Source organism: Christiangramia sediminis (assembly GCF_020552705.1).
Taxonomy (GTDB): domain Bacteria; phylum Bacteroidota; class Bacteroidia; order Flavobacteriales; family Flavobacteriaceae; genus Christiangramia; species Christiangramia sediminis.
Map to the genome: position 1 here is coordinate 309575 of NZ_JAJBZG010000002.1, position 24552 is coordinate 334126.

Genomic DNA, 24552 nt, shown 5'->3' on the forward strand with positions numbered 1-24552 from the left:
GATGAAAAAATTAGTATTTATTCTGGCTGCGATCATGTCGTTAAACGTGCAGGCCCAGGATTCTCAAAAAGCTGAAAAATTACTTAATTCTGTATCCTCCAAGGTGAAAGCCTACGACAATATGGTAATAGAATTTAAATATGCTTTGGAGAATAAAGCCGAAAATGTAAGCCAGGAAACAAGAGGAGATGTGAGTATAGATGGGGAAAAGTACGTGCTAAACCTTATGGGAACTACCCAAATGTTTGACGGAAAGAAAATTTATACGATCATTCCTGAAGATGAAGAGATCAACATATCAAACTATGTAGAAGAAGATAATAACAGTATCACTCCTTCAAAAATGTTCAGTTTTTATGAGGATGGATACAACTACCAGATGGACATCACTCAAAATGTAAAAGGACGTGAAATCCAGTATGTAAAGCTTACCCCTAAAGATAGTAATGCTGAGATCAAAAATATTTTACTGGGAATAGACAGCCAGACCAAACATATTTATAATCTTATCCAAACTCAGGAAAATGGTACAAAAGTGACCATTACCGTGAAAAGTTTTAAAACGGATCAGCCTTTGGCGAAAAATCTGTTTACCTTCAACAAAGACAGATATAGCGATTACTACATCAATAGATTAGATTAAATTGAAAATACTCGACCGGTACATACTAACCAGTTTTTTAAAAACATTTTTTTCGGTCTTTATCATACTCATGTTCATCTTTGTACTCCAGACAATCTGGTTGTACATAGGTGAACTTGCTGGTAAAGACCTGGATGCAGAAGTTATTTTGAAATTCCTTTTGTATTTTTCCCCAAAACTGGTACCGCTCGTTTTACCGCTTACCATCCTGCTCACTTCCATAATGACCTTTGGTTCCTTTGCTGAAAATTATGAATTTGCAGCGATGAAATCTTCGGGTATTTCACTTGGTCGCGCGATGCGAAGTCTAACGGTCTTTATTGTTTTTGTTAGTCTTATAGCTTTCTTTTTTGCCAATAATGTGATTCCTGCTGCGGAATTCAAGTCAATAAATCTTCGGAAGAATATTGCACAACTAAAGCCTGCCATGGCCATTTCTGAAGGTATTTTTAATGACATAGGTACTTTCAACATCAAAGTAGAAGATAAAACGGGTGAAAATGACCAGTATCTTACGGATGTGATCATTCATCAGAAAAAACAAACCGGAGGAAATACCACGGTTATAAAAGCAAAAGAAGGTGAATTAGTAGGTAGTACAGAATCTGATGTACTCTCTTTAATATTAAAAGAAGGAAATTACTACGATGAAATAAAACCTTCAGATTACGAAAAGCGGAAGAACAAACCTTTTACCAAAAGTTATTTCGATGAATATGTGATCAACATAGATCTTTCAGATTTTAATAATGTTAACCTGGAAGATGAATCTTACAGTTCTACTCACGGAATGCTTAAAATTTCAGAATTAGATGAAAGTATAGACTCGTTCTCTGTGGCTTACAATAACAAAATGGCTGAGTTTAAAGAATCTATGTATAACCGAACAGGTGTAAAGACCATCAAAATAAATTATACTCCGAAGGATACCCTCATTGCTTTTGAGGACGGACTTCTATCCCACTACGACACCTACGATGCCGCTCAAATTGCAAATCTCGCGCTGGGTTCGGTAAATTCATCCTTAGCACACCTGGGAATGAAAAAGGTGGAATTTAAACGAAGTGTACAGCAGGTGAATAAGTTTGAGATCGCCCTGCATGAGAAATACGCGTTGTCGGTGGCATGTATAGTACTCTTCTTTGTAGGGGCGCCATTGGGAGCGATTATAAGAAAAGGAGGGATTGGACTCCCAATAGTAGTAGCAATACTACTGTTTTTAACCTATCACTTCATAGGAATTTTTGCTAAAAATTCAGCGGAAGACGGTAGTGTTCCGGCTTTTATAGCCACATGGCTCTCCACTTTAATCATGTTACCACTGGGAATATATTTAACATACAGAGCCACGACAGATCAGGGTCTGTTTGTGTTCGACAATATTCTGGAACCTTTCAAAAAACTCTTCAAAAAAGCCGGGCTTTTCAAGGACAAAAGTAAAACAGAATAAATATCTTTGCAGCCACAAAATTAGATGTTATGGCTCAGGTAGAAAACAATCAATATTCAATAAAACTGGATAATATTCAGGAAGCCATTGATGATATTCGTGCCGGGAAGGTAATCATTGTGGTAGATGATATTGATCGTGAAAATGAAGGTGACTTTTTAGCTGCTGCCGAAAAAGTTACACCTGAGATGATAAATTTTATGGCTACCCACGGTCGCGGACTTATTTGCGCACCACTTACCGAAGCCAGATGTAATGAGCTGAAACTAGAAATGATGGTTGGTAATAATACCGATCCTATGGAAACAGCTTTTACTATTTCAGTTGATCTTAGAGGAAAAGGAGTTACCACAGGAATCTCTGCGGCCGATCGTGCTAAAACTGTCGAAGCTCTTATCGATCCTGAGATCAAACCACAGGATCTTAACAGGCCAGGACATATCTTTCCGCTCAAAGCAAAAGAAGGCGGAGTCTTAAGAAGAACAGGCCACACTGAAGCTGCCATTGACTTTGCCAGACTGGCTGGTTTTGAACCGGCGGGAGTGATCGTGGAGATCATGAATGAAGATGGTACAATGGCCCGTCTACCTCAGTTAATGGAAGTCGCCAAAAAGTTCGATCTTAAAATTGTTTCTATCGAAGATCTGGTAGCCTATAGAATGCAACATGACTCTTTGATCGAAAAGAAAGAAGATTTTGAGCTGGACACGAGATTTGGAAAATTCAGATTACGAGCCTATAAGCAAACCACCAATTCTCAGGTACATGTGGCCTTAACCAAAGGTGCATGGAAATCAAATGAGGAAATTATGGTAAGGGTCAATTCTACCCTGGTAAACAATGATATTCTAGGTACGTTGACCAATAATGCCGACAAGAAGCTGGACAGTATGTTCAAAGCCATAAATGATGAAGGTCGTGGCGCTATTGTCTTTATTAATCCTGCAAACCAATCTCCCAATCTCTTAAACCGTCTTACAGAATTAAAGGAAAGTCAGAAAAAAGGAGAGATCAAAGCACCTCCGGTGAAAATGGATAATAAGGATTTTGGAATTGGAGCCCAGATACTTCACGACCTCGAAATACATAAGATCAGGTTGCTTTCAAATACACAGCAAACCAAGCGTGTGGGGATGATTGGATACGGACTTGAAATAACTGAATACGTAAATTATTAGTCTATTTCAATAATAACCTCATCCAGAGGTCTTCTTACCTTTTTAAATTTAGAGAACATATCCTCTTCAGAACGATATCCAACCGGAAGAACGAGGACAGATCGTAAATTCTTAGCATGCAGATCCAGGAATTCATCATATTTCTCAGGTTCAAAACCTTCCATGGGGCAGGCATCAATTTCTTCTGCAGCGCAAACAGTAAGCAAAGTTCCTAAAGCAAGATATGCCTGATTAATCGCCCAGGCTTCGATCTCTGCTACTTCTTTCGTCTTAAAATCATTGATAAGGAAATCATGAAATGGTTTAAGGATCTCTTCGGGAGTTTCCCGCACATGCTTTACCCTTTTAAAGTAATTCGTAATAAAATCTTCATCTACCTTGTCTTCAATACAAATTACCATAACATGTGAAGCGGAATCCACCTGTTGCTGGTTCATAGAAAATTCACGCAGCTTTTTTTGAATTTCTTTATTAGAAATGATCAGCATTTTAAGGGGCTGAAGTCCGTAAGAGGTTGCGGTTAAATTAAAAGCCTGTTTTAAGACCTTTACTTTTTCCTGAGAAAGAATTTTGGTATCATCAAATTTCTTGGTCGCATAGCGCCAGTTCAAAGCTTTTATATTACTCATAACTCATTAAAATAATATTTTACAAATGTACACAATGTATAAGGTAACACTGGCGTTAGCGCATAAATTAATCTAATACATCAATTATTATGGCTATCTTCGGTAATCAATTCATCAATCTTTAATGAAGCGGCTAAAAAAAATAATTCTGGCTTTCGTCATCGGTCTGGTACTGATCATTTTTGTAGTGCTTGGGATTGAAGCGATATTCCAGCGGCAAACGGCAGGACTTATTTATAGTGATATGTCTAATGTTCCTCCTGCCAGGACCGTTATCATACTTGGAGCCAGCGTGCATGCTGATGGTAAATTATCCCCCATTCTGCAGGATCGGGTAGATACAGCCATAAGATTATACAAAAATAACAAAGTGGAAAATTTTCTGGTTACAGGAGATCATAGAACCGACGATTACAATGAGGTCTCGGCAATGGTGAATTATCTTGAAGAAAAAGGAATCGACAAAAGTTTGATTATTTCAGATCATGCCGGGCTGGACACTTATGATAGCATGTACAGGGCTGGAAAATTATTTGATGTAGAAAGTGCCATTGTTGTTACTCAAAAGTTCCATCTTACCAGAACCCTGTTTATTGCAAAAAATCTTGGCCTGGATTACCGGGGATTCGCTGCCGATCAAAGAGCTTATCAAACGGAATACAGACTCAAACAAAGGGAAAAATTAGCCAATCTCAAGGCACTCTGGGAGGTTTTATTGAAGAAAAAACCACGCACTTTACAGGCGAGGCTAAATTAATCGCTCCCAGGCAACTAAGCTTGTCATTTGTTTTTTTGTTATATTAGAATACTACTAACTTCTAAAATCGAACAATATGATCCAGTGGTTAATTCATATTCTAATTGACGCTTTAGTTCTTCTTATTGCCGCAAAATTTTTAAGTAAAGTCCATTTAAACGGCTTTAAGTCTGCAATCATTGTGGCATTGATTATTGGAGTGCTTAGCTTTCTGTTAAGCTGGTTGCTAACAGCTATTCTCAATATAGCTACATTAGGTATCTTCTACTTCCTCGGAATTGGTTTTATCACCAGGGTTATTGCCTATGCCATAATCATTGAGATCGCTGATAAATTGACTTCAGACTTTAAGACAGACGGTTTTTGGCCTTCGCTATGGCTCGCTGTATTAATTGCTATTATAGGTGGAATTGTAGACGCAATTCTATTCTAAATATTCATCTACCGGGTGAGATGCTTCACCCGGTTTTTTCTTCCCCACCATACTATAAAACCAGTTACAGGTAAAGAAGCCACAAAAAGGCTTAAAATAAAGGCGATGATCTTTCCTGTCATTCCAAAATACTGCCCGGTATGAATTCCATAACTCATTTCCTGCAGTTTCAGTCCGGTACTTTTACTTTTATATGGCTGACTTTGTAGTAGTTCAGCAGTCTGGGGATGAAAATAGTAATTAGATTGATGATCATAATCCAGAGATTCAGGATAGACTCCAGTTACCACAGGATGGTGATCTCCCTCTGTCCAAACAAAATACATATCATTATTTGGCAAAAGCTCTATTGTTTCATAGAACGCTATATCTACCGGATTTTCTGCAATTGGTGTTTTTTGCTCAATATCCTCCACATGATGATCACTTTCCACGTCTTCTCCAAAATTTCCGGCATAATAAATCCCTTCCTTAACCCAATCGTAAGAGAAATACAAACCTGTAATAGCTACAATTATTGCCAGAATATGAAGATAAAATCCACTAATATTATGCAGGTCGTAGTTAAGTCTTCTCCAACGGGCACTCCATTTAACCTTAAGGCTCTTTTTTAAATTCTTCAACTTTTTAGGCCACCAGAGTATTACACCCGTTATCAACATCAAAATAAATATCAAGGTTGATATTCCAACTACCTGCCTGCCGATCTCCTCAGGTAGTAAAAGGTACATATGCAGAGATTTGACAATTTCGAAGAAATCTTGCGTGAAGTCCTGGGCATATAGAAACTCGCCGGTATAGGGGTTTAGATAGAAATAATAAGGAACCTCTTCATATAGACCGTACACGGCAACGGGCCTGTCTTTTCCTGTGTACAACACAAAATCATCAGTTGCACCGGGGTAATTTTGTTGTACAACCTCCTTAATCTTTGAAGGCGCCATAAAAGCTTCCTGCTTGTTTTCTACGAACCGGTAATCATAGATAGCATCTTTTATCTCATCATGAAAAACATAGATGCATCCCGTTATGGCTACGATAAACACGATAATTCCGGTAATAAGGCCTAACCAAAGATGAATTCGGCCGGCCCATTTTTTTAAGGTGTTATTCTTTTTCTTTTTTTTCATAATAGAAAAAGGAGATCACCCTAAGAGCGATCTCCGGCTAATTAATTTCTAAAATTTATAAGTCAGCGCTGCTGCAAAATTTCTGGGAGCCTGCGGATTGATAGTTGACCAACCGTTGAAATAATCTTCGTTGGTAAGATTATTTAATTTGAGATTGATAGAAAATTTATCTACATCATAGAAAACCGCTGCGTTCAAGACTGTATAGGATGGCAGGGTAAAAGTCCCGGCAGTATTCCTGTTAAATATCATATTTTCACTGGCATAATTTCCTCCAAATCCAATTCCAAAACCTTCAGCAATACCAGAGGTCAATCTATAACTGGCCCATAGGTTGGCAAGAGTTTCCGGTCCGGCAGATTCTGGTCTCCTTCCAAGAAAATCATCATTTGCGGCAGCTTCAGTAACCTCACTGTCATTATGACTAAAACCTGCAACCAAATTCAGTCCGTCCACCGGGCTGGCCGTTAACCTTGCTTCAAAACCACGGCTGTATTGGGTCCCATCCTGGGTAACTTCTATACCGCTACCTAAAACAATATTTTCAACTTGAATATCATAATAACTTAAGGTTGCGAAAACTCGGCCATTGAAAAAGTTAAGTTTTGTTCCTACTTCAAATTGAGTCGCATGTTCCGGGTCAAAAGTGATCCTTTGAGATTGTTGGGTTTCCTGATCAATAACTTCTGTAGGAGCCACATTACTAAAACCATCCATATAATTGGCAAATATCGATATCTTATCAATAATTGGCTGATACACTACACCAAATTTAGGAGAAAGCGCTGTCTGGCTGTTACTATCATTTTCAAACTGATCTATTCTTAAACTGGCCATTGCAGATAACGCTGGAGTTATATTAAGAACATTAGAAACATAGGCACTGTAAAAGTCTTCCTTAGTAATACTGTTATTTCTAGCAGTATTTTGCAATAAACCATCAACGGCAGCTGTAGAAAGGATTCCGCTATCACCATTTGTTATGTAGTTTTCCTCTTCCGTAATTCCAAAAACACTTTCATTTACGTTTTGCAGACTGGCATTTCCTAAGTAAACCTGTCCGTTACCCACATATCCGCTGCCATTATCAATTATTTCCCTTTGAAAATAATCAAGACCGGCCACCATTCTGTTTCTCATTCCGAAGATCTCAAAATCACCGATAAAATTTTGCTGAAGATCTGTGGTTAGCGTAGTTGAATTTTGATTATTCATAAATCTTGTAAAAACAACTCCTTCTTCCAGGCCTTCGGTAAACCTCGTAGATTCATATAAATAAGAGTAGTATCCTTTAGATTTCGCACTACCACGTGAGATAACGGTTTGTGAGGTCCAGTTGTCTGACAATTCATAATTCATCTGTCCCTGGAGGCTGTATGTAGGATTCTCTAGCGTAAGGTCATTACTAGTGTAAGACCTGTTCGTATTATAGTTCAATTCTTCAATATTGGTAGCTGTTAGAGGGGCACCCCTGTCTACAAAAAGCATGGTTGGATTTGTAGATTCCCCATTAAAGAATTCAGTATTTACAAAAAATGAAAGCCTGTCATTCACTTTATATTTTAGCGAGGGCGCCACGAAGAAAGATTTGGAAAAACCGGCATCCTGAAAAGAGTTCCTGGTTTGATACGCAGTATTTACACGCAAAGCTACATCACCTTCCTCATCAAGCGGAGTATTCACATCTGCCGCAACTCTGTTAAGACCAAAACTGCCCAGAGTATAGCTTATATTTCCGCCGAAATATTCATATGGTTTTTTGGTGGTGATATTTATCAAACCTCCATAGGAAATAAGGCTGCTCCCGTATAGCGTACCCGATGGGCCTTTAATAACTTCTATATTTTCAATATTGGCAGGATCGGGGCTTCCATTGGTAAGGGCGGGAAGACCGTTTACCAGGCTAGGCTGCACGGGAAATCCTCTTAGAGCATAGTACCCGGCTCCATCTCCTCCCCGACCGGTAGATTCCCAAAGCTTGGTGATCCCGGAACTATTTTTCAAAGCATCATCAAAATTGGTAACAATTTGCTCGCTGAGAATTTCCGCGGTAATATTATCGTACACCTGAGGATTTTCAATATTTTTTAGAGGTAATTTGGAAACATATACACTTTTTTCGCGGTTAAACTTATTAGCATTTCCATTTCCTCGGATTAGTACTTCAGAGAGTTGCTCTTCTCCAGATTTTAGAGTGATATTAGGAAGACTGGTAGTTTCACCTGCCTTTACAGAGAAAGCTATCTCCTGAGATTTGTAACCCACATAAGAAATCCTTAAAAGATAATTGCCTACAGGAACATTCTCAATCTTAAAAGAACCATCTTCAAGGGTTTCGGTTCCTATTTCTGTGCCCTGAATATTGATATTAGCTTCAGAAATTCCATTAGCATCTACAGTGGTAACTTTACCCTGAAGACTTCCGGAATTTTGTGCAAAACCGGCATAAGTAAAAAGCAAAGCGATGAGTAGTATTTTTTGATACATTATAAGTTTAAATTTATTTAGACTGATTACAAATAGAAGTGCAAATCTAAACTTGAGAGTTGAGAATTAAAAGCCTATTTAGAATTATTTTAAATAAAATTAATGAAAAGACTGTATTTCAAATATTTATAAACACCAAGAATAGGTATTCGTTATAACCGGAATGTGAAATTTAATATGGAATTAATTTGATTGACTAAGGTTTCGGTTACTTTTGAGCTTTCAAATTAATACTATGATCAAACTTATTGTAACCGACGTTGACGGAACTTTGTTGAATGATAATCACGAGTTACATCCAGATTTCTGGAAAGTAGAAGAACAACTAACCAAAAAAGGGATTCTTTTCTCTATCGCCAGCGGTCGGCAATTCTATAATCTGGAAGCGAGGTTTGAAAAGATCAAAGATCGAACAATGTTCTTTGCTGAGAATGGAACTTATGTTTCGCATAAAGGAAAGGAATTATACGTGAATCCTATAGAAAAAACTGCCGCGATAGAATTTATAAAACTCGGCCGGAACCTGGAAAATACTCATCTGGTCTTATGCGGAAAAGATTCCGCATATATTGAAACGAATGACGAAGAATTCCAGAAAGAGATCTCGAAATTCTATGAACGTCTAAAAGTTGTAGACGATCTAACTCAGGTAGAAGACACTTACTTAAAAGTGACCCTTTGTAATTTTGACGGGGTTGAAAATAACACCTTCCCGCATTTTGTAAATTATACTGATAGATTCAAAGTTGCAATTGCTGCGAAAGTTTTTATCGATATCACTGCTCTCGATGCGAACAAAGGAAACGCGATTAGAGATATTCAAAAAGAACTAAATATTACCCCGGAAGAAACCCTGGTTTTTGGTGACTATCTTAATGATCTCGAAATGATGAAGGTGGCAAAACATAGCTATGCCATGAAAAATGCCCATCCGGAAATTTTACAGGCAAGTAATTTTGTGACCACCCATGATAATAATGATAATGGGGTTCTTAGAACTATTGAATCTCTTGGTTTATTGAAGGCCTAATTTACAATGATATTGGTCTTATCCAGACCCGTATTACCTGTTAAAGGATCATAGGCATAGATCAATATATCATAAAGCCCTTTTTCCAGACTTATATCGGCCTTAAAAGTGCTCGGCTTATCTTTCTGTGTCATCGCAACTTCCTTAGATTCTCCTTCAGAATTTGTGATGATGGCTTTAACTTCGTATTGATTGGCATCCCAGATCCCATCTTTAGTAACAGGACAACCGCACATCATTACGATATTTGCCTTTAATTCAATATTTTCAGAGGAAGCTATCCTTTCATGTGTTTGCGGACTTAAAATATCCACCACGAATCCCGGTATATCCAGCACTACTCCATCACCAGCAATATCTTTACCAGGAATAACCCAAAGCTGGGTGCTGCTCATCACCTCAGCCTGTTTCTTGTTTACCGGAGCATAGGCTTCAATTGTAATGAATTTTGGCTTTTTAATATTTAAACCGGCATTGAATCCTGCCGTGTTCTCATCTGAAAGATTTTCACCCCGCTTCCAATCCTGATTCATTATTATATCAGTGTTTCCCGTGCTACCGGAAGTTATACCCTCAGCCATTACTTCTCCTGTTAAGGCATCTTTCACTAAAATCTTTGCTCCCCCAATAGACGAACCAATGAATTTAGCATCTTTTGCTTTAGCCCGTATCATTACATTGGTTTCCTGAGCATAAAGACTGGAAGAAAATGCTGCAAGAAATAAGACAAAAAATAGCCGGTAAAAATTAATGCTTTTCATAAGTATCAATGTTTACCGGCTAATTTAATTAAAATCTAATTTAATTAAGCTTTGGCTAATTCAGCTTCAGCATTTTTCGAAGCTATATTGTGAAAATTCTTAGGATCTGACTGATATTTCTGAATATATCCTTCAAGGGTATTTATCTCTTCCTGGGTAAGATCATTTGCTTTCATATTCTGTGAAAGGTTTATCCAGGGTTTATCTGATTGATAATCATATTCTCCAAATACCATAAAGGGCGTTCCATTTCGGGCAATTTTTGAACCTTCTACGTCCCACATATTTGCCCAGTTAAAGATATACTTGGCATCATCCATATATAATCTTACACATCCATGACTTGCCGGGTAACCTGGCAATGCATATTGGTGAACCCCTACTCCTTCAAAATTCATAAAGTTGAAATAATAAGGTAATATCCAGGATTCATCTACGGTACTTACTTTACGCTTAGCCTTATAATTTCCGTAATTGAGTCCATTGGGTGTTTTGGTTGAACTTTTTCCAGTACTTACCGGGCCCCATTTTACTAATTCTCCATTTTCATACAATCCAAACGCCTGAACTCTTTGAGAAATAAGGACCGTTTTAGGGATGCACTGTAAGAAATTTATATTTTCAGGGAAGGGACTGTAGGCATTAAATTCATCAGAAGGACAATCTGGGATAACAATTGGTCTTTCTGGTCTTAATCTGTTCTTTTCTATACGGTTTAAAGCTAAAATAGTTTTTAACTGGTCTTCAGAATAGTTATTTATCAGACTATCTATTTGTTCTCTGGTCTTCAACGAATCTACCGTATAACTAAGGTCTTTTCTGTAAATTTTTGCTTCTTTCTTTATAACCGGATTCTTCATACTCAATGTTTCTGACTGAGTAACTGAGGAAGGCTCTATGACCTGGGTATTAGAATTACATGCATAAAAAAGCGCAGACCCCACAATTAATAAAGAAATCTTTTTTAAGGCACAAAGGCGTCTCATCTTGAATAGTAGTTTAGGTTGTTGATGTGAATTTAAAAACCAAACCAGGGTGATGATGCCAATAAAGAGTTAAGGCTTTGTTTACTTTATGATAATTAACCGTTTTTAAGATTGGTAGGAAAAAGTTTACCTTAAAATTTTCAGAAAAATTAACTAAATCTTAGAATTTATAAAGTCTTTAAATTCTACGAATTTTTATAAGATTATATTCCTCATAAAAGTAAATATAAGAATGTTATTTAAAATTTTCCAGCGTTAAAAGAATTACTAATATCGTATAAAAATTTAACTATGAGATTAGTGAAAATGACAATTTAATTTACTTAATTTATTGATTATTAGACATTTATTTTTATTGTAATTCGATTGATTAAGGAATTCATTTCCGGACTTTTGATCTTTAGGAAATCGATATTAAAAGTCGTCTATGGTGTAGATAACCGGGAAATTAAGCTGATTTCCAATTTCCCACCCCCTCCCAGTATTTTCAATCCGTTATTCTTTTCTGGAAACGGATCATACTCTATTAATTTTCAAGAAAAGTTTCTTCGGAAACAATGTCTTTATTTCCTGTTTTAGATAAAGCTAATTGAAAATAATTCTTCCCCTTCTATAATACCTACAATTTATTTGTTAGTCATGTTCAACAAAAATCAATGAAAACAATTACCAAACTAGGTCTTTCCCTCCTGCTGATAGCTATATCATTTAGTTGTTCAGAGGATGATGAAATGAATACCGTGACAGAAAATGCAGCTTACACGGTTATACGATTTGGAGAAGAGCAAACTATCGCTGAAAATGAAGGTCAAAAGGAAATCATAATCCCTTTTGATAAAGCAGCTCATTCCTCGGGACAGATTGATCTAAAACTAATTACAGGCGGGGCTATAATGTTCCAGACTATTCCCGAAATGATTGATGGAGTAATAAGTCTTCAGGTTAATGAAGGAGATCCATTTGCTTCATTTACTATTATTCCAATTAATGATGAGATCGTTTCAAATTTCAGTAGTCTTATTTTTTCTATAAACAGTTTAAGTGAAGGTTTTAGAAAAGGAAATAATAATAATCTTAATGTAGGAATCCTTGATGACGAATTAAGTGGCATGCCCAGATCCTATATCATTAATACTGATAATGGAAGTGTAATGCAGGAATATTTTTATAATGCTGAAATGAAATTACTCAAAATTGAAAATACTTTTCTTAATAGCTGGGATTGGAAGGAAATTTCGACTTTTTATTATTCTGAAGATTCCAGGCTTAGTAAAATGACCTCTACCAGTAAATATGATGGAATGGAAGCCGAAAATGCAACGGAAACTTTCTATTTCTGGGAGAATGATTTAATCACAAGGTCTGAAAGGATCGTAGATGGAATAAAAACTGCCTATACTATTTATGAGTACGATAATAACAAAAACATAAGTAAGAAAACTGATTACAATTTACACTCCCCTGAAGAATATAAGCTTTCCTATATATATATTTATAAATATAATGAAGAGGGTAATCTAATTGAAGAAAGTTCTTCTTTCCATTATGAAGGAAATGTGGAATCGAAAATAATTTTAACTTATGAAAATTATAGTAGTCATTTAAATCCTTTCCCTATCAAAAATATAATACCCGGAATTTCAGTTCAGAAAAATTTACCTGGAATTATGAAATATGATGCAGGAGATGGAATATCAATTTATAATTATACCTATGAGTTTGATGAAGAGGGCAAGGTGATTAAAAGAATTACTCCGTATGAGACTGCTATTTTCGCCTATCATTAAAAATTAAATACTCAAACAAAAAGGCCTTGCTTGAGCGGGGCCTTTTTCATTTATATTAATTAGTTTTTAAAAATTGATTAATTTAAAGGAAAATCCATCAATGGAAAACAGAAGAAAATTTCTCAAAAAATCAGGAATCCTGCTTAGTGCAACTTTACTTCCTTTTCCAGGATGTATCGTAAATAATTCAGAAAAAAAATTAGGAGTGGCTCTGGTAGGTCTTGGTTACTACAGCACCGATCTTCTGGCTCCAGCTTTGCAGCTAACAGATCATTGTGAACTTAAAGGAATAGTGACCGGGAGCCCGGAAAAAATTCCGGTATGGCAGAAAAGATACGGCATCAAAGATTCCAATATCTATAACTATGAAAATATGCACGAGATTGCCAATAATGATGAGATCGATGTAATCTATATTGTCTTGCCCACAGGTCTTCATGCTGTATATGCCATTAAAGCGGCCAATACCGGAAAACATGTCTGGTGTGAGAAACCTATGGCCAGAACTGCTAAAGAATGTCAACAAATTATTGATGCCTGTAATAAGAATAAGGTAAAACTATCTATAGGGTATAGAATGCAGCATGAAAAGAATACTCAAACAATCATGAAGTTGGCGGAAACCAAACCTTATGGAGATATAAATCGAGTTATCTCTGAAGCCGGCTATAATGGAGGTACAATAAACCCTTGGAAACTTAAAAAAGAAATGGGAGGAGGTGCAATTTATGACATGGGAGTTTATAGCATTAATGCCGCCAGATATTCTACAGGAATGGAACCCATCGCTGTTACCGCCACTCAATCTACTAACCGGCCCGAAATCTTCACAGAGGTCGATGAAACCACCTCCTTTCAGCTCGAATTCCCTAACGGAATTATTATTGACGGGAAGACCAGTTTCGGAGAAAATTTAAATAACCTGGAGGTCACTGCTAAAGAAGGCTGGTATTATTTAAGACCTATGCAGTCCTATTCAGGAGTCCGCGGGGAGACTAGCGATGGAAAGATCCTGAAGCCTATGGGAAAAAATCAGCAGGCCGTACAAATGGATGACGATGCCCTGGCTATAATAAATAACAAACCGGTTCTGGTCCCGGGGGAGGAAGGAATGAAAGATATTCATATAGTTCAAAAGATTAATGAAGCGGCAGCGAAGGCTGAGCGGATTCTAATATAATTTTCAAAATTAATTTTGCCAGAAAAAGGATTCATCGTAATATTGCAATATATAGTTGAATATGGGCGTTACTAAAACAGATTTATTTACACAGGAACAAAACGAGCTGGCGAATTTAGCTAAAGCCTTTGCACATCCTGCTCGTGTAGCCATTCTCCAGTATCTATTAGCATCTAATAAATGTATAAATGGAGACCTCGTAAATGAATTAGGGCTGGCCCAGGCAACCATTAGTCAGCATTTAAGAGAACTAAAAAATATAGGCCTTATTCAGGGTAATATTGAAGGTGCTTCCATGAGCTATTGTATAAATCCTGAAAAATGGCAGAGTGTACAACAACTTTTTAATGGCATGTTCGATCAAATTGAAAACTGTGACCCGGGCGAATGCTGCTAAAAAAATTTAATAAATAACATCGTAATAATACGATAAAACGATAACCCTTATGAAACTTTCAGAATTTACTAATCAGTTATCCAGATTAAGAGAAATCGCTTTCGAACTTCCAAACGGTAATTTGGTGCCGGAGCATTTTCACGTTACTGAAGTTGGAAAAATAAGCAAGTCTTTTATTGACTGTGGAGGAACTTTAAGAGATGAAGAAAAAGTGTCTTTTCAACTTTGGGAAGAAAACGATTATAACCACCGTCTACATCCGGATAAACTGATCAAGATCATAGATCTGGCGAAAGATAAACTCCATTTACCAGACGCAGAGATCGAGGTGGAATATCAGGGAGAGAGTATTAATAAATTCAGTCTTGAATTCGACGGTAAGAACTTTCTTCTGGTCAACACCCAAACCGATTGTCTGGCCAGAGAAAAATGTGGTGTCCCGGCACAAAAACCAAAAATGAAATTATCTGAACTTCAAAATTCTGCCTGTTCTCCTAATTCAGGTTGCTGCTAAAATCTATATATGTCACAGACAAACTTATATCCTGACTTAAAGAAAAAACTGGAAGTTTTAAATAAACTGGAAGTTCCTTCTTACCGCAAAGAAGTTCTAAATCCCCTGATCAATTTTATACAAAAGGAAAAAGACTCAGGAAATCAGATTCAACTCAATTTTATCTGTACGCATAATTCCAGGCGCAGTCAGTTAGGACAGGTTTGGGCAAAGGCTATTTCAGCTCATAACGGGATAGACACCGACTGCTTTTCCGGCGGAACTGAAGAAACTGCCTTCTTTAAAAATGCCATCGATGCTTTAAGGAGAGCGGGATTCAGGATAAATTCTGAAGCAGGTGAAAATCCTCATTCTGAAGTTTTTTATTCCGAAGAGCAAAAACCTGTGGTCTGCTACTCTAAAGTTTACGATGCTCCGGAAAATCCGTCTGAAAATTTTGCAGCGGTGATGACCTGTTCTCATGCCGATGAAAACTGTCCTTTTATTCCCGGTTCAAAAGCCAGGATAGCGCTGGATTATAATGATCCTAAAGAATTTGATGATACTCCCTTGGCAGAAAAGAAATATAATGAACGCAGTGATCAGATCGGTTCAGAAATGATCTATGTATTTGAAAATATAAAATAGCATGGCAAAAAAACTAAATTACCTGGATAAGAATCTCACGTTATGGATCTTTCTGGCCATGGGTCTGGGGGTGGGATTAGGTTATTTAATTCCCTCAATTCCTGAAAACATAAATTCTTATAGCTCCGGAACCACCAATATCCCTATTGCTATAGGCCTTATTCTAATGATGTATCCTCCATTGGCCAAGGTAAAATACAGGTTGTTGCCGAAAGTCTTTAAAAATGTAAAGATTTTAAGCATCTCGCTGGTTCTAAACTGGATCATAGGACCATTTTTAATGTTCTTTCTGGCAATACTATTTCTGCAGGATCATCCTGAATATATGGTTGGACTAATCCTAATTGGGCTGGCCCGTTGTATCGCTATGGTTCTGGTCTGGAATGACCTTGCCGAAGGCAGCAGCGAATATGGCGCAGGACTGGTCGCACTTAATAGTATCTTCCAGGTTTTTGCCTATAGCTTTTATGCATGGCTGTTTATAACCTGGCTTCCGCCTCTTTTCGGATTTGATGGTGCCATTGTAGATATTTCAATCGCTACCATTGCTGAAAGTGTAGCAATTTATCTTGGAATTCCTTTTGCCCTAGGCATCCTTAGCCGAGTAATATTAGTGAAACTAAAAGGCGAAAACTGGTATGAGAACAAATTTATTCCCACCATATCTCCATTGACCCTTATTGCGCTGCTATTTACCATAATTCTTATGTTCTCATTAAAAGGGGAACTTATCGTAGAGATCCCAATGGATGTTGTTAGAATTGCCATTCCGTTATTGATCTATTTCAGCCTGATGTTTCTTATAAGTTTCTTTTTAAGCAAAGCTCTGGGCGCTTCTTACGAAAAGAATGCTTCTATATCTTTCACCGCTGCAGGAAACAATTTTGAACTAGCCATCGCGGTGGCTATTGCGATATTCGGCTTGAACAGTGGTCAGGCATTTACAGGGGTTATTGGCCCACTGGTAGAAGTTCCAGCACTGATATTACTGGTAAGAGTATCTTTCTGGTTAAGGAAAAAGTTTTATAGAGATCTGGCAAAAACATAATTTAAGATCATATAGAAGCGAGCAGGGATTCGAGATCCAAAGCACGGGTATACATATTCAAAGTATCATCTTCATTTTGAGGCCATTCTTCTCTCGGTTTATCCCAGTATAGTTCTATTCCATTCCCATCAGGATCATCAAGGTAGATCGCTTCTGAAACCCCATGATCTGCAGCACCGGAAAGCGGATAGGCCTTTTCAAAAAGCCTTTTCACTACTGCTGCAAGATCCTTTCTTGTTGGATAAAGAATCGCGGCATGGAACAAACCTACGCCAGATTTTGAGGCTTTGTCTCCTCCTTCGCTATGCCAGGTATTTAGTCCAATATGATGATGGTAGCCTCCTGCGGAAAGAAAAACAGCCTGATCTCCCATTCTTTGGGTGATCTCAAAACCCAGGATATCCCTGTAAAATTTCAGAGCTTTTTCAATATTGGAAACTTTTAAATGTACGTGGCCAATTCTGGTTTCAGCAGGAACTTTATACTTATAAGACATGGTTTTTTTCTTTAAATTTAAGTAAGATTTATTTTAATTAATAAGAACATCATGGAAGATAAGAACAAACCAGATTGGACAAGCTTCACCGTTAATCTTCCTCTGGATCAACCAAAGGAAAAAATTATTAATTCCTGGATGTCCCAGAACGAACTTGAAAAATGGTTTCTAAAACTTGCAGAATTTAGAACTTCTAAGGGAGAGATTCGTAAAAGACAGGAAGTATTTCATCCCGGCGACACCTACAGGTGGCAATGGTTTGGCTGGCCGGAAAGCGTAGAAGAGCATGGAGAAATCTTAAAACCCAAAGAAGGTGAGTTTTTAAGATTCATTTTTGGTAAAGCAGGCACAGTTGCCGTTAAGATTGTTGAGGAGAACAAACAGACCGTATTAAAACTAACTCAGGAAAATATTCCTGTGGACGAACATTCTAAAATGAATTTTTACGTAGGTTGTAAAACAGGCTGGACCTTTTATATGCTGAATCTTAAATCTAACCTTCAGTCCGGGCCCGATCTTAGAAATAAACGCAGTGAATTGCAGATGGACTGATTTAGCTTACGTCTAAAATTCAGTCCACCCTATGAAAATTAGAGAATTAGAACTTCTGATTTTTTTGGAATATTATAACTTTTCAAAAACTTCAAATCTTCTATAAAATTATAGATTTAGATTCCGAAAATTAACCTAACAGAATCTAGATGAAAAAAGTTCTTGCAGTAATAGCAATACTTTTAATTGTATTCATTGTGCTTATTTACTGGTCGGTTTCCAGTACGAATAAAGAATTTAAAACCTGTGAAATAAAGAGTTTCGAAGACCTGGAAAATATCGATTTTAGAAAGCATGATTCTGTGTTGCTTGCTCCCAATAGTCTCTACGAAGGAAATATTCTGAAAGAATTTATGCAGGGAGAGAACTACAGAAAAACCTGGGCGACTCCTATTCAGTTTCCTATTGTATTTCTGGACACTTTAAAGGGCGGACTAACAATTCTAAAAGAAGGAGGCGGAAAGCAAACTCATTCCCTCAAACTGGTAAATCCTCAAGGCATCACCTTTACCCTGAGGAGCGTAGCAAAAGATCCCCAAAAATTAATTCCGGAAATAGCAGAAGATCTCGGTCTGGAAAATATTATAGTAGATGGGATTTCTGCACAACATCCTTATGGCGCTATTCTAGCCGCTAAACTTTCAGAAATTGTAGGTGTCTTACACACACATCCATCTATGTACTTTCTTCCAAAACAGGATTTGCTCGGAAAGTATAATGAGAAGTACGGGAACCGTTTATATCTCCTGGAATATGAAACTGAAAGTAAAAAGAACTGGACTTCTTACGAGAATGTAAATGAGATTATTGAAACAAAAGCCCTGCAGGAGCTAAAGCAAAAAGAAGGAAAGAATCTAAGTATAAACAGAGCGGCTTTGATAAGAACCCGTCTATTCGACCTGCTTATAGGAGATTGGGACCGGCATGCAGAACAATGGGGCTGGGTTTTAAAGGAAAACGAAGGTAAAATTGAAGCAATTCCTCTGGCCGGCGATCGCGATAACGCTTTTTTTAATCCTGGCGGGGTGATCCCTACCATCATAACCAATAAAAATGTGGAACCGCTGGTAAGACCTTTCGAGATGAAAATTGATCATATGCCCGGGTTGGTGTATCCTTTCGACAGATATTTTCTTATAGATACTCCAAAAGAGATTTATATAGAACAGGCCAAAGCGCTTCAAAATGCATTAACCAATGCCAAAATTGACGATTCTTTTAAAGTCTGGCCCAAAGAAATTTCAAAGCTAGACCGGGCAGAGATCAGTGAAAAGCTCAGAAGCAGAAGAGATCATCTCGTCGAATATGCCGAAGCATTTCAGTCTGTAATTCAGGAAAAAGGAAAGCTTAACGAAGCTCTAAAAGGATCGGAAAAAGCAGAAATTAGTCCCGAACTCCTCCCCTGTTTTGAATGTGGAGTAAATTCTTCAAATTAATTTTTTAAGTTCTATTTTTGAAACAAGCATTTTAACCAGGCCATTCATGAAGATAAAATTCACTTTTTTTATTCTAAGCATATTTATCAGCTTCAATTCAATTGCCCAAAGTACGGCTTCTTCAAATGTCAGCCATTTTGAAATTGAAGCGCCGCAGCTGGATATTATCAAAAAGATCTGGATCTATCTACCAAAAAGCTATAGCAATTCAGATAAAAGATATCCAGTGATCTATATGCACGATGCGCAAAATCTGTTCGATAACAAAACTTCTTTTGTGGGTGAATGGAAGGTAGATGAAGCTCTTGATAGTCCAGATTCTAAAGAAGCAATCATCGTGGGTATTGAACATGGCGGAGATAAAAGAATTGATGAATTAACTCCCTTTCCTCATGAAAAATATGGAGGAGGAAAAGCAAATGCCTATCTTGATTTTCTGCTTGAAAATTTGAAACCACATATTGACAGTACTTACAGAAGCTTACCGGGTTATGAAAATACCGGTATTTTCGGTTCATCTTTAGGCGGACTTATCTCTTTCTACGCTGCTTTAAAATATCCGGAGAGCTTTGGGATGATTGGAGCCTACTCGCCTTCTTTCTGGTTCAATGATAAGATCTATGATTTTACTGAAGAAGCTGAATTAAACCCCAACACTAAATTTTACTTTTTAGCCGGTACTGCTGAATCTGAAGAGATGGTTCCTGACCTGAAAAAGATGATCGGTCTATTAATGGAAAAAGGAATGAAAACTGAAAATTTCAAGCTAAAGTACGTAGAAGGTGGCGAGCATAATGAAACGATGTGGAGCAAAAACTTTCCCGAAACCTATCTTTGGTTAATGCAGAAATAAATTATTCGAGATGAAAAATATTCTTACCTGTCTAATCGCTCTTCATCTGTTCTATGCAATTTCTGCACAGGAAAGTCATGATTCCAATTTATTCAAACAACTCAAATCAAGAGATAGCCTGTTGTTTGATCTGGGATTCAATAAGTGTAAAATTGAGGCATTTGAGATGTTTATAAGTGAAGATCTGGAATTCTATCACGACCAGGGCGGTTTAAGCAACAGTAAAGAAGATTTTTTAAATGCTGTTAAGAAAAATATTTGTGCAATTCCAGATAAGAAACCTATTAGAAAACTTATTCCTGAAAGCCTGGAAGTTTATCCTTTATATGAAAATGGTAAATTATATGGAGCGATCCAGAAAGGGAATCACGATTTTTACATACAAGAACCAGATAAGGAAGTCTACAAAACCAGTTCGGCAAAATTCACCCATATTTGGATCCTTGTAAATAATGAATGGATCTTAAAACGTGTTTTAAGTTACGATCACAAAAGTCCTGAATAAATGGAAAAAGTAAATGTAAATGAAAAATTTAAAATGTTCTCAGACCACTGGAATCCAAGAATTGTGGGTGAACTTAATGGACAGCAGGTAAAACTGGCTAAACTTAAAGGCGAATTTATCTGGCACTCCCATGAAGCAGAAGATGAAATGTTCTGGATCGTAAAAGGAAAGCTGAAAATTGAATTCAGAGATAGAACCGTGGAACTTCAGGAAAATGAATTTTTTATAGTGCCGCGTGGTGTTGAACACCGTCCCATTGCCGAAGAAGAAGTACAGGTAATGCTCTTTGAACCTGCTTCAACTCAACATACCGGAAAGGAAAAACATCAGCTTACCAATAATGATCAGAAACATCTTTAGACTATTCGATAATCTCAGAATATAGATAATTACTTCCATTTTTTGTATATTCAACTGAGCTTAAACCAACCAATTAGTTAACTAACACTACAGAAAATGAAAAAAATTAATTTCTTATTTCTTCTCTTTGCCGCAGGCCTTTTTGCGCAAGATCAGGAAAAACCAAAAGAGTACAGTATTGAACAATTTTACGAAAATACCCGCATTGGTGGCGGAAGCTTCTCGGCTGACGAATCTAAACTTCTAATTAGCAGCGATAAATCTGGGATCTTCAATCTTTTTGAGATCAATATTGCTGATGGCACTCAAACTGCAGTCACCAATTCTAAAGAAGAATCTTTCTTTGCGGTAGATTATGTCCCTAATAGTGAGAATATACTTTATTCCGCAGATAAGGGTGGGAATGAGATAGATCATATCTATCTTCTAAAACCAGATGGGACCTCAAAAGACCTAACCCCGGGAGAAAATGAAAAAGCAAATTTTGCAGGCTGGAGTGGAGACAAACAATACATGTATTATCTCTCGAATAAAAGAAATCCACAATTTTTCGATCTCTATAGAATGAAAACAGGTGTGTGGGAACCGGAATTACTTTATGAAAATACAGAAGGTTATTCAGTTTCAGGCATTTCAGCATCAGGAAAACATCTCGCGCTGGCAAAACCGATCACTACCAGCGAAAATAAACTCTTTTTACTGAACAGGGAGAATGGGGAAATGACCGAAATTTCCAAACCCGGTTTTAATTACAGTCCAACCGGTTTCAATAAAGATGAAACAGAACTTTATTATACCACCAATCATGGAGGGGAATTCAGCCGATTAATGTCTTTCAACTTAGAGAGCAAAGAATCTAAAGTTATTTATGAGACCAACTGGGACGTAATGTACAGTAACCTTAGCGAAAATGACACTTATAGAGTCATTGCCATAAATGAAGATGGAGCAAATAAACTAATTCTTTGGGAAAACGCAACTAAAACGCCCATGGAGCTTCCCGAAATAAAAGATGGCAACATCGTGTCTGCCAGTTTTTCTGAAAGTGAAGATCTTTTAAGGCTCACCGTGGGAACTTCAAAAACTCCCAATAATATTTATGTTTATAATATAAAGACCAAAGAACTTAAAAAACTCACCAGCACTCTAAACCCTGAAATTGATCCTAATGATCTTGTTTCAGCAGAAGTGGTGAGATATAAATCTTTTGACGGACTCGAAATTCCAGCAATTTATTATAACCCACTAAATGCTACTGCCGATAATAAGAAACCTGCATTAGTTTGGGTCCACGGCGGTCCCGGCGGACAATCCCGAGTTGGATATTCTGCTTTAATCCAATACCTGGTAAATCACGGTTATGCGGTTCTAGCGGTTAATAACCGAGGTAGCAGCGGGTATGGCGCTAGTTTTTATAAGATGGATGATAAGAACCACGGGGAAAAAGACCTTCAGGATGTCATTTATGGAAAAAAATGGCTGGAATCCCAGGATTACATTAATAAAGACCAGATCGGAATTATTGGCGGAAGTTATGGCGGATATATGACCATGGCCGCTATGACTTTTGAACCAGATGAATTTGAGGTAGGCGTGAATATTTTTGGGGTAACTAACTGGTTGAGAACCCTGAGATCTATTCCGCCATACTGGGAATCCTTTAAGAACGCTTTGTATGAAGAATTAGGAGATCCCACCACCAAGGATTCTATTAGACTTAGAAAAATCTCTCCCCTTTTCCATGCTGAAAATGTAAAAAATCCAATCATGGTATTACAGGGAGCTAATGATCCGCGTGTGCTACAGGTTGAATCTGATGAAATAGTAGAAGCTGTAAAAGCAAATGATGTTCCTGTGGAATACATGGTATTTCCTGATGAAGGACATGGTTTTATTAAAAAAGAAAATGAGATAAAAGGCTATAGACAAATCCTGAGCTTTCTTGATAAGTATTTACGGGATGAAGATGTATCTATGCCTGAAAAAGCATTAAAAGATTAATTTAGCGGGATAGCTAAAGCAAATGAAACAGGTAATATCCAGTAAGAACATAATTTCAAATTTTTGAAAATACCTTCCCGGATATTGCCTGTTATCGTTTTTGCGCAATTCTGTTGCACCTCTTTATGGTTTGCAGGCAATGCGGTAATGCCAGACCTTCTTAGGGAATTCACCCTTGATCCTGATGCTCTTGGCCATTTAACATCTGCAGTTCAGTTTGGATTTATTGCCGGAACCTTAAGTTTTGCCTTTCTTACTATTTCAGACAGGTTTTCACCTTCAAAAGTTTTCTTTTTTTGCGCTATAGCAGGAGCTATTTTTAACCTGGGCGCCTTATTTGAAAACAATAATCTTTTCAGTTTATTATTACTCCGTTTTTTTACCGGTTTTGCACTGGCAGGTATTTATCCTGTGGGAATGAAGATCGCTGCAGATTACTTTGAAAAAGGCCTGGGCAGATCGCTGGGTTACCTGGTAGGGGCATTGGTTTTGGGAACGGCATTCCCACATCTATTAAAAGAAGTTTCAGGAAATAATGATCTTGAGTGGAGATATGTCATTTACCTCACTTCTACTCTGGCGGTTACCGGAGGAATTTTAATCTTGATGTTAGTACCCAATGGGCCATTTCGCACAGCTCGGAAAATCCCAGATCCCGGTCTCATTTTTAAAATATTTAAAAAGTCGAACTTTCGTTCAGCTGCATTTGGGTATTTCGGGCATATGTGGGAATTATACGCATTCTGGGCCTTTATTCCGGTAATACTGGCCTTTTATAAAAACCTTCATCCCGAGGTGGATTTCAGTATTCCCTTTCTATCGTTCCTCGTAATTGGTCTTGGAGGAATTGGCTGCATCTTAGGAGGGTTCATTTCCGAAAAGAAAGGAGTAAAAATAACGGCAGGTTCAGCACTTTTTCTATCCGGACTTTGCTGCCTTATCTCACCATTGATTTTTTACTTAAGTTCAGAATATATACTTTTTGCATTTTTAATATTCTGGGGTTTGGTGGTAGTAGCTGATTCTCCTCTCTTCTCTACCCTTGTCGCCCAAAACGCTTCTGCTGAATCCAGGGGTACCGCGTTGACGATCGTAAATTGTATTGGTTTTAGCATTACTATTTTCAGTATTCAATTAGTGACCTACCTAATGGGATTTTTATCTCCGGCATATATTTTCCTCTTTTTGGCCCTGGGACCTGCATTTGGATTAGTAGCACTTTTCAAAAGTAAAAGTGCCGTAAAATGATTAAATTCATAGGAAACTCATTAATTAAGACCCTATGAAAATTGAGGCCGATTCTCCAGAAGAA

General features: G+C 37.4%; 25 protein-coding genes. 19 read left to right on the forward strand and 6 right to left on the reverse strand.

The genetic code is table 11. The features are described 5' to 3' along the window. The first annotated feature begins 1 nt into the window (after position 1). The 3 genes from lolA1 (at position 2) to ribB (ending at position 3271) form a co-directional block, all read left to right on the forward strand. Positions 2–643 (forward strand): outer membrane lipoprotein periplasmic chaperone LolA1, encoded by a 642-nt coding sequence (gene lolA1 / locus LGQ90_RS05700; RefSeq protein ID WP_229339075.1) that lies wholly within the window; start codon positions 2–4, stop codon positions 641–643. A gap of 70 nt (positions 644–713) precedes the next feature. Then, a complete protein-coding gene (locus tag LGQ90_RS05705) occupies positions 714–2093 on the forward strand; it encodes an LptF/LptG family permease (protein ID WP_229339077.1) in 1380 nt (459 codons plus the stop codon). Positions 2094–2122: 29 nt separating this feature from the next. Beyond that, positions 2123–3271 carry a 3,4-dihydroxy-2-butanone-4-phosphate synthase gene (ribB, locus tag LGQ90_RS05710; RefSeq protein WP_229339079.1) on the forward strand — a complete coding sequence of 383 codons (1149 nt, stop codon included), beginning with the start codon at positions 2123–2125 and terminating at the stop codon, positions 3269–3271. On the opposite strand, the gene LGQ90_RS05715 is transcribed toward ribB, so the two are convergent. Further along, complete coding sequence (locus LGQ90_RS05715) at positions 3268–3900, reverse strand: NAD(P)H-dependent oxidoreductase (protein WP_229339081.1); 633 nt, start codon at positions 3898–3900, stop codon at positions 3268–3270. The two genes, ribB and LGQ90_RS05715, sit on opposite strands and share 4 nt — an antisense overlap. Positions 3901–4024: 124 nt before the next feature. Between LGQ90_RS05715 and LGQ90_RS05720 the strand changes: the two genes are divergently transcribed. Next, positions 4025–4657 carry a SanA/YdcF family protein gene (locus tag LGQ90_RS05720; protein ID WP_229339083.1) on the forward strand — a complete coding sequence of 211 codons (633 nt, stop codon included), beginning with the start codon at positions 4025–4027 and terminating at the stop codon, positions 4655–4657. A gap of 76 nt (positions 4658–4733) precedes the next feature. Continuing rightward, positions 4734–5090, forward strand: coding sequence for a phage holin family protein (locus LGQ90_RS05725; RefSeq protein ID WP_229339085.1), 357 nt, complete (start codon positions 4734–4736; stop codon positions 5088–5090). An 8-nt stretch (positions 5091–5098) separates the two neighbouring features. Here the strand turns inward: LGQ90_RS05725 and LGQ90_RS05730 are convergent, their stop codons facing one another. Both LGQ90_RS05730 and LGQ90_RS05735 read right to left on the reverse strand, forming a co-directional pair. Next, the gene (locus LGQ90_RS05730; protein ID WP_229339087.1) at positions 5099–6220 is read right to left on the reverse strand and encodes a PepSY-associated TM helix domain-containing protein; all 1122 of its coding nucleotides are present in this window, start codon (positions 6218–6220) and stop codon (positions 5099–5101) included. Positions 6221–6268: 48 nt separating this feature from the next. Next, positions 6269–8707, reverse strand: coding sequence for a TonB-dependent receptor (locus LGQ90_RS05735; RefSeq protein WP_229339088.1), 2439 nt, complete (start codon positions 8705–8707; stop codon positions 6269–6271). Between the two features lie 235 nt (positions 8708–8942). Here LGQ90_RS05735 and LGQ90_RS05740 point away from each other — a divergent pair, with 235 nt between their 5' ends. Next, the gene (locus LGQ90_RS05740) at positions 8943–9737 is read left to right on the forward strand and encodes an HAD family hydrolase (protein ID WP_229339090.1); all 795 of its coding nucleotides are present in this window, start codon (positions 8943–8945) and stop codon (positions 9735–9737) included. On the opposite strand, the gene LGQ90_RS05745 is transcribed toward LGQ90_RS05740, so the two are convergent. Both LGQ90_RS05745 and LGQ90_RS05750 read right to left on the reverse strand, forming a co-directional pair. After that, on the reverse strand, positions 9734–10498 hold the full coding sequence (locus LGQ90_RS05745; RefSeq protein ID WP_229339092.1) for a hypothetical protein: 765 nt from the start codon (positions 10496–10498) through the stop codon (positions 9734–9736). The two genes, LGQ90_RS05740 and LGQ90_RS05745, sit on opposite strands and share 4 nt — an antisense overlap. Positions 10499–10542: 44 nt before the next feature. Next, positions 10543–11484: a L,D-transpeptidase gene (locus tag LGQ90_RS05750; protein WP_229339094.1), complete on the reverse strand. Its 942-nt coding sequence runs from the start codon at positions 11482–11484 to the stop codon at positions 10543–10545. Between the two features lie 656 nt (positions 11485–12140). Here LGQ90_RS05750 and LGQ90_RS05755 point away from each other — a divergent pair. The 6 genes from LGQ90_RS05755 (at position 12141) to arsB (ending at position 17037) form a co-directional block, all read left to right on the forward strand. Beyond that, positions 12141–13271 (forward strand): hypothetical protein, encoded by a 1131-nt coding sequence (locus LGQ90_RS05755; RefSeq protein ID WP_229339096.1) that lies wholly within the window; start codon positions 12141–12143, stop codon positions 13269–13271. Positions 13272–13371: 100 nt separating this feature from the next. After that, positions 13372–14451: a Gfo/Idh/MocA family protein gene (locus tag LGQ90_RS05760; RefSeq protein ID WP_229339098.1), complete on the forward strand. Its 1080-nt coding sequence runs from the start codon at positions 13372–13374 to the stop codon at positions 14449–14451. Positions 14452–14512: 61 nt separating this feature from the next. Next, entirely contained in the window at positions 14513–14848 is a 336-nt protein-coding gene (locus tag LGQ90_RS05765) for an ArsR/SmtB family transcription factor (RefSeq protein WP_229339100.1), read from the forward strand. Positions 14849–14897: 49 nt separating this feature from the next. Then, positions 14898–15362, forward strand: coding sequence for a DUF6428 family protein (locus tag LGQ90_RS05770; RefSeq protein WP_229339102.1), 465 nt, complete (start codon positions 14898–14900; stop codon positions 15360–15362). Between the two features lie 9 nt (positions 15363–15371). Then, on the forward strand, positions 15372–15989 hold the full coding sequence (locus LGQ90_RS05775; protein ID WP_229339104.1) for a low molecular weight phosphatase family protein: 618 nt from the start codon (positions 15372–15374) through the stop codon (positions 15987–15989). Position 15990: 1 nt separating this feature from the next. Further along, positions 15991–17037: an ACR3 family arsenite efflux transporter gene (arsB, locus tag LGQ90_RS05780; RefSeq protein WP_229339106.1), complete on the forward strand. Its 1047-nt coding sequence runs from the start codon at positions 15991–15993 to the stop codon at positions 17035–17037. A gap of 7 nt (positions 17038–17044) precedes the next feature. Here the strand turns inward: arsB and LGQ90_RS05785 are convergent, their stop codons facing one another. Beyond that, entirely contained in the window at positions 17045–17533 is a 489-nt protein-coding gene (locus tag LGQ90_RS05785; RefSeq protein WP_229339108.1) for a VOC family protein, read from the reverse strand. A 51-nt stretch (positions 17534–17584) separates the two neighbouring features. Here LGQ90_RS05785 and LGQ90_RS05790 point away from each other — a divergent pair, with 51 nt between their 5' ends. From LGQ90_RS05790 to LGQ90_RS05820, 7 genes are all read left to right on the forward strand, one after another. Beyond that, positions 17585–18085 (forward strand): SRPBCC domain-containing protein, encoded by a 501-nt coding sequence (locus LGQ90_RS05790; RefSeq protein ID WP_229339110.1) that lies wholly within the window; start codon positions 17585–17587, stop codon positions 18083–18085. 149 nt (positions 18086–18234) lie between these two features. After that, the gene (locus tag LGQ90_RS05795) at positions 18235–19521 is read left to right on the forward strand and encodes a hypothetical protein (RefSeq protein ID WP_229339112.1); all 1287 of its coding nucleotides are present in this window, start codon (positions 18235–18237) and stop codon (positions 19519–19521) included. A 46-nt stretch (positions 19522–19567) separates the two neighbouring features. Next, the gene (locus LGQ90_RS05800; RefSeq protein ID WP_229339114.1) at positions 19568–20374 is read left to right on the forward strand and encodes an alpha/beta hydrolase; all 807 of its coding nucleotides are present in this window, start codon (positions 19568–19570) and stop codon (positions 20372–20374) included. Positions 20375–20384: 10 nt separating this feature from the next. After that, positions 20385–20879, forward strand: a complete 495-nt coding sequence (locus tag LGQ90_RS05805) for a nuclear transport factor 2 family protein (protein WP_229339116.1) — start codon at positions 20385–20387, stop codon at positions 20877–20879. Beyond that, positions 20880–21239 carry a cupin domain-containing protein gene (locus tag LGQ90_RS05810; RefSeq protein ID WP_229339118.1) on the forward strand — a complete coding sequence of 120 codons (360 nt, stop codon included), beginning with the start codon at positions 20880–20882 and terminating at the stop codon, positions 21237–21239. A gap of 96 nt (positions 21240–21335) precedes the next feature. Beyond that, on the forward strand, positions 21336–23240 hold the full coding sequence (locus LGQ90_RS05815; protein ID WP_229339120.1) for a S9 family peptidase: 1905 nt from the start codon (positions 21336–21338) through the stop codon (positions 23238–23240). Positions 23241–23303: 63 nt separating this feature from the next. Continuing rightward, the gene (locus LGQ90_RS05820; RefSeq protein ID WP_229339122.1) at positions 23304–24488 is read left to right on the forward strand and encodes an MFS transporter; all 1185 of its coding nucleotides are present in this window, start codon (positions 23304–23306) and stop codon (positions 24486–24488) included. The last annotated feature ends 64 nt before the right edge of the window (positions 24489–24552 follow it).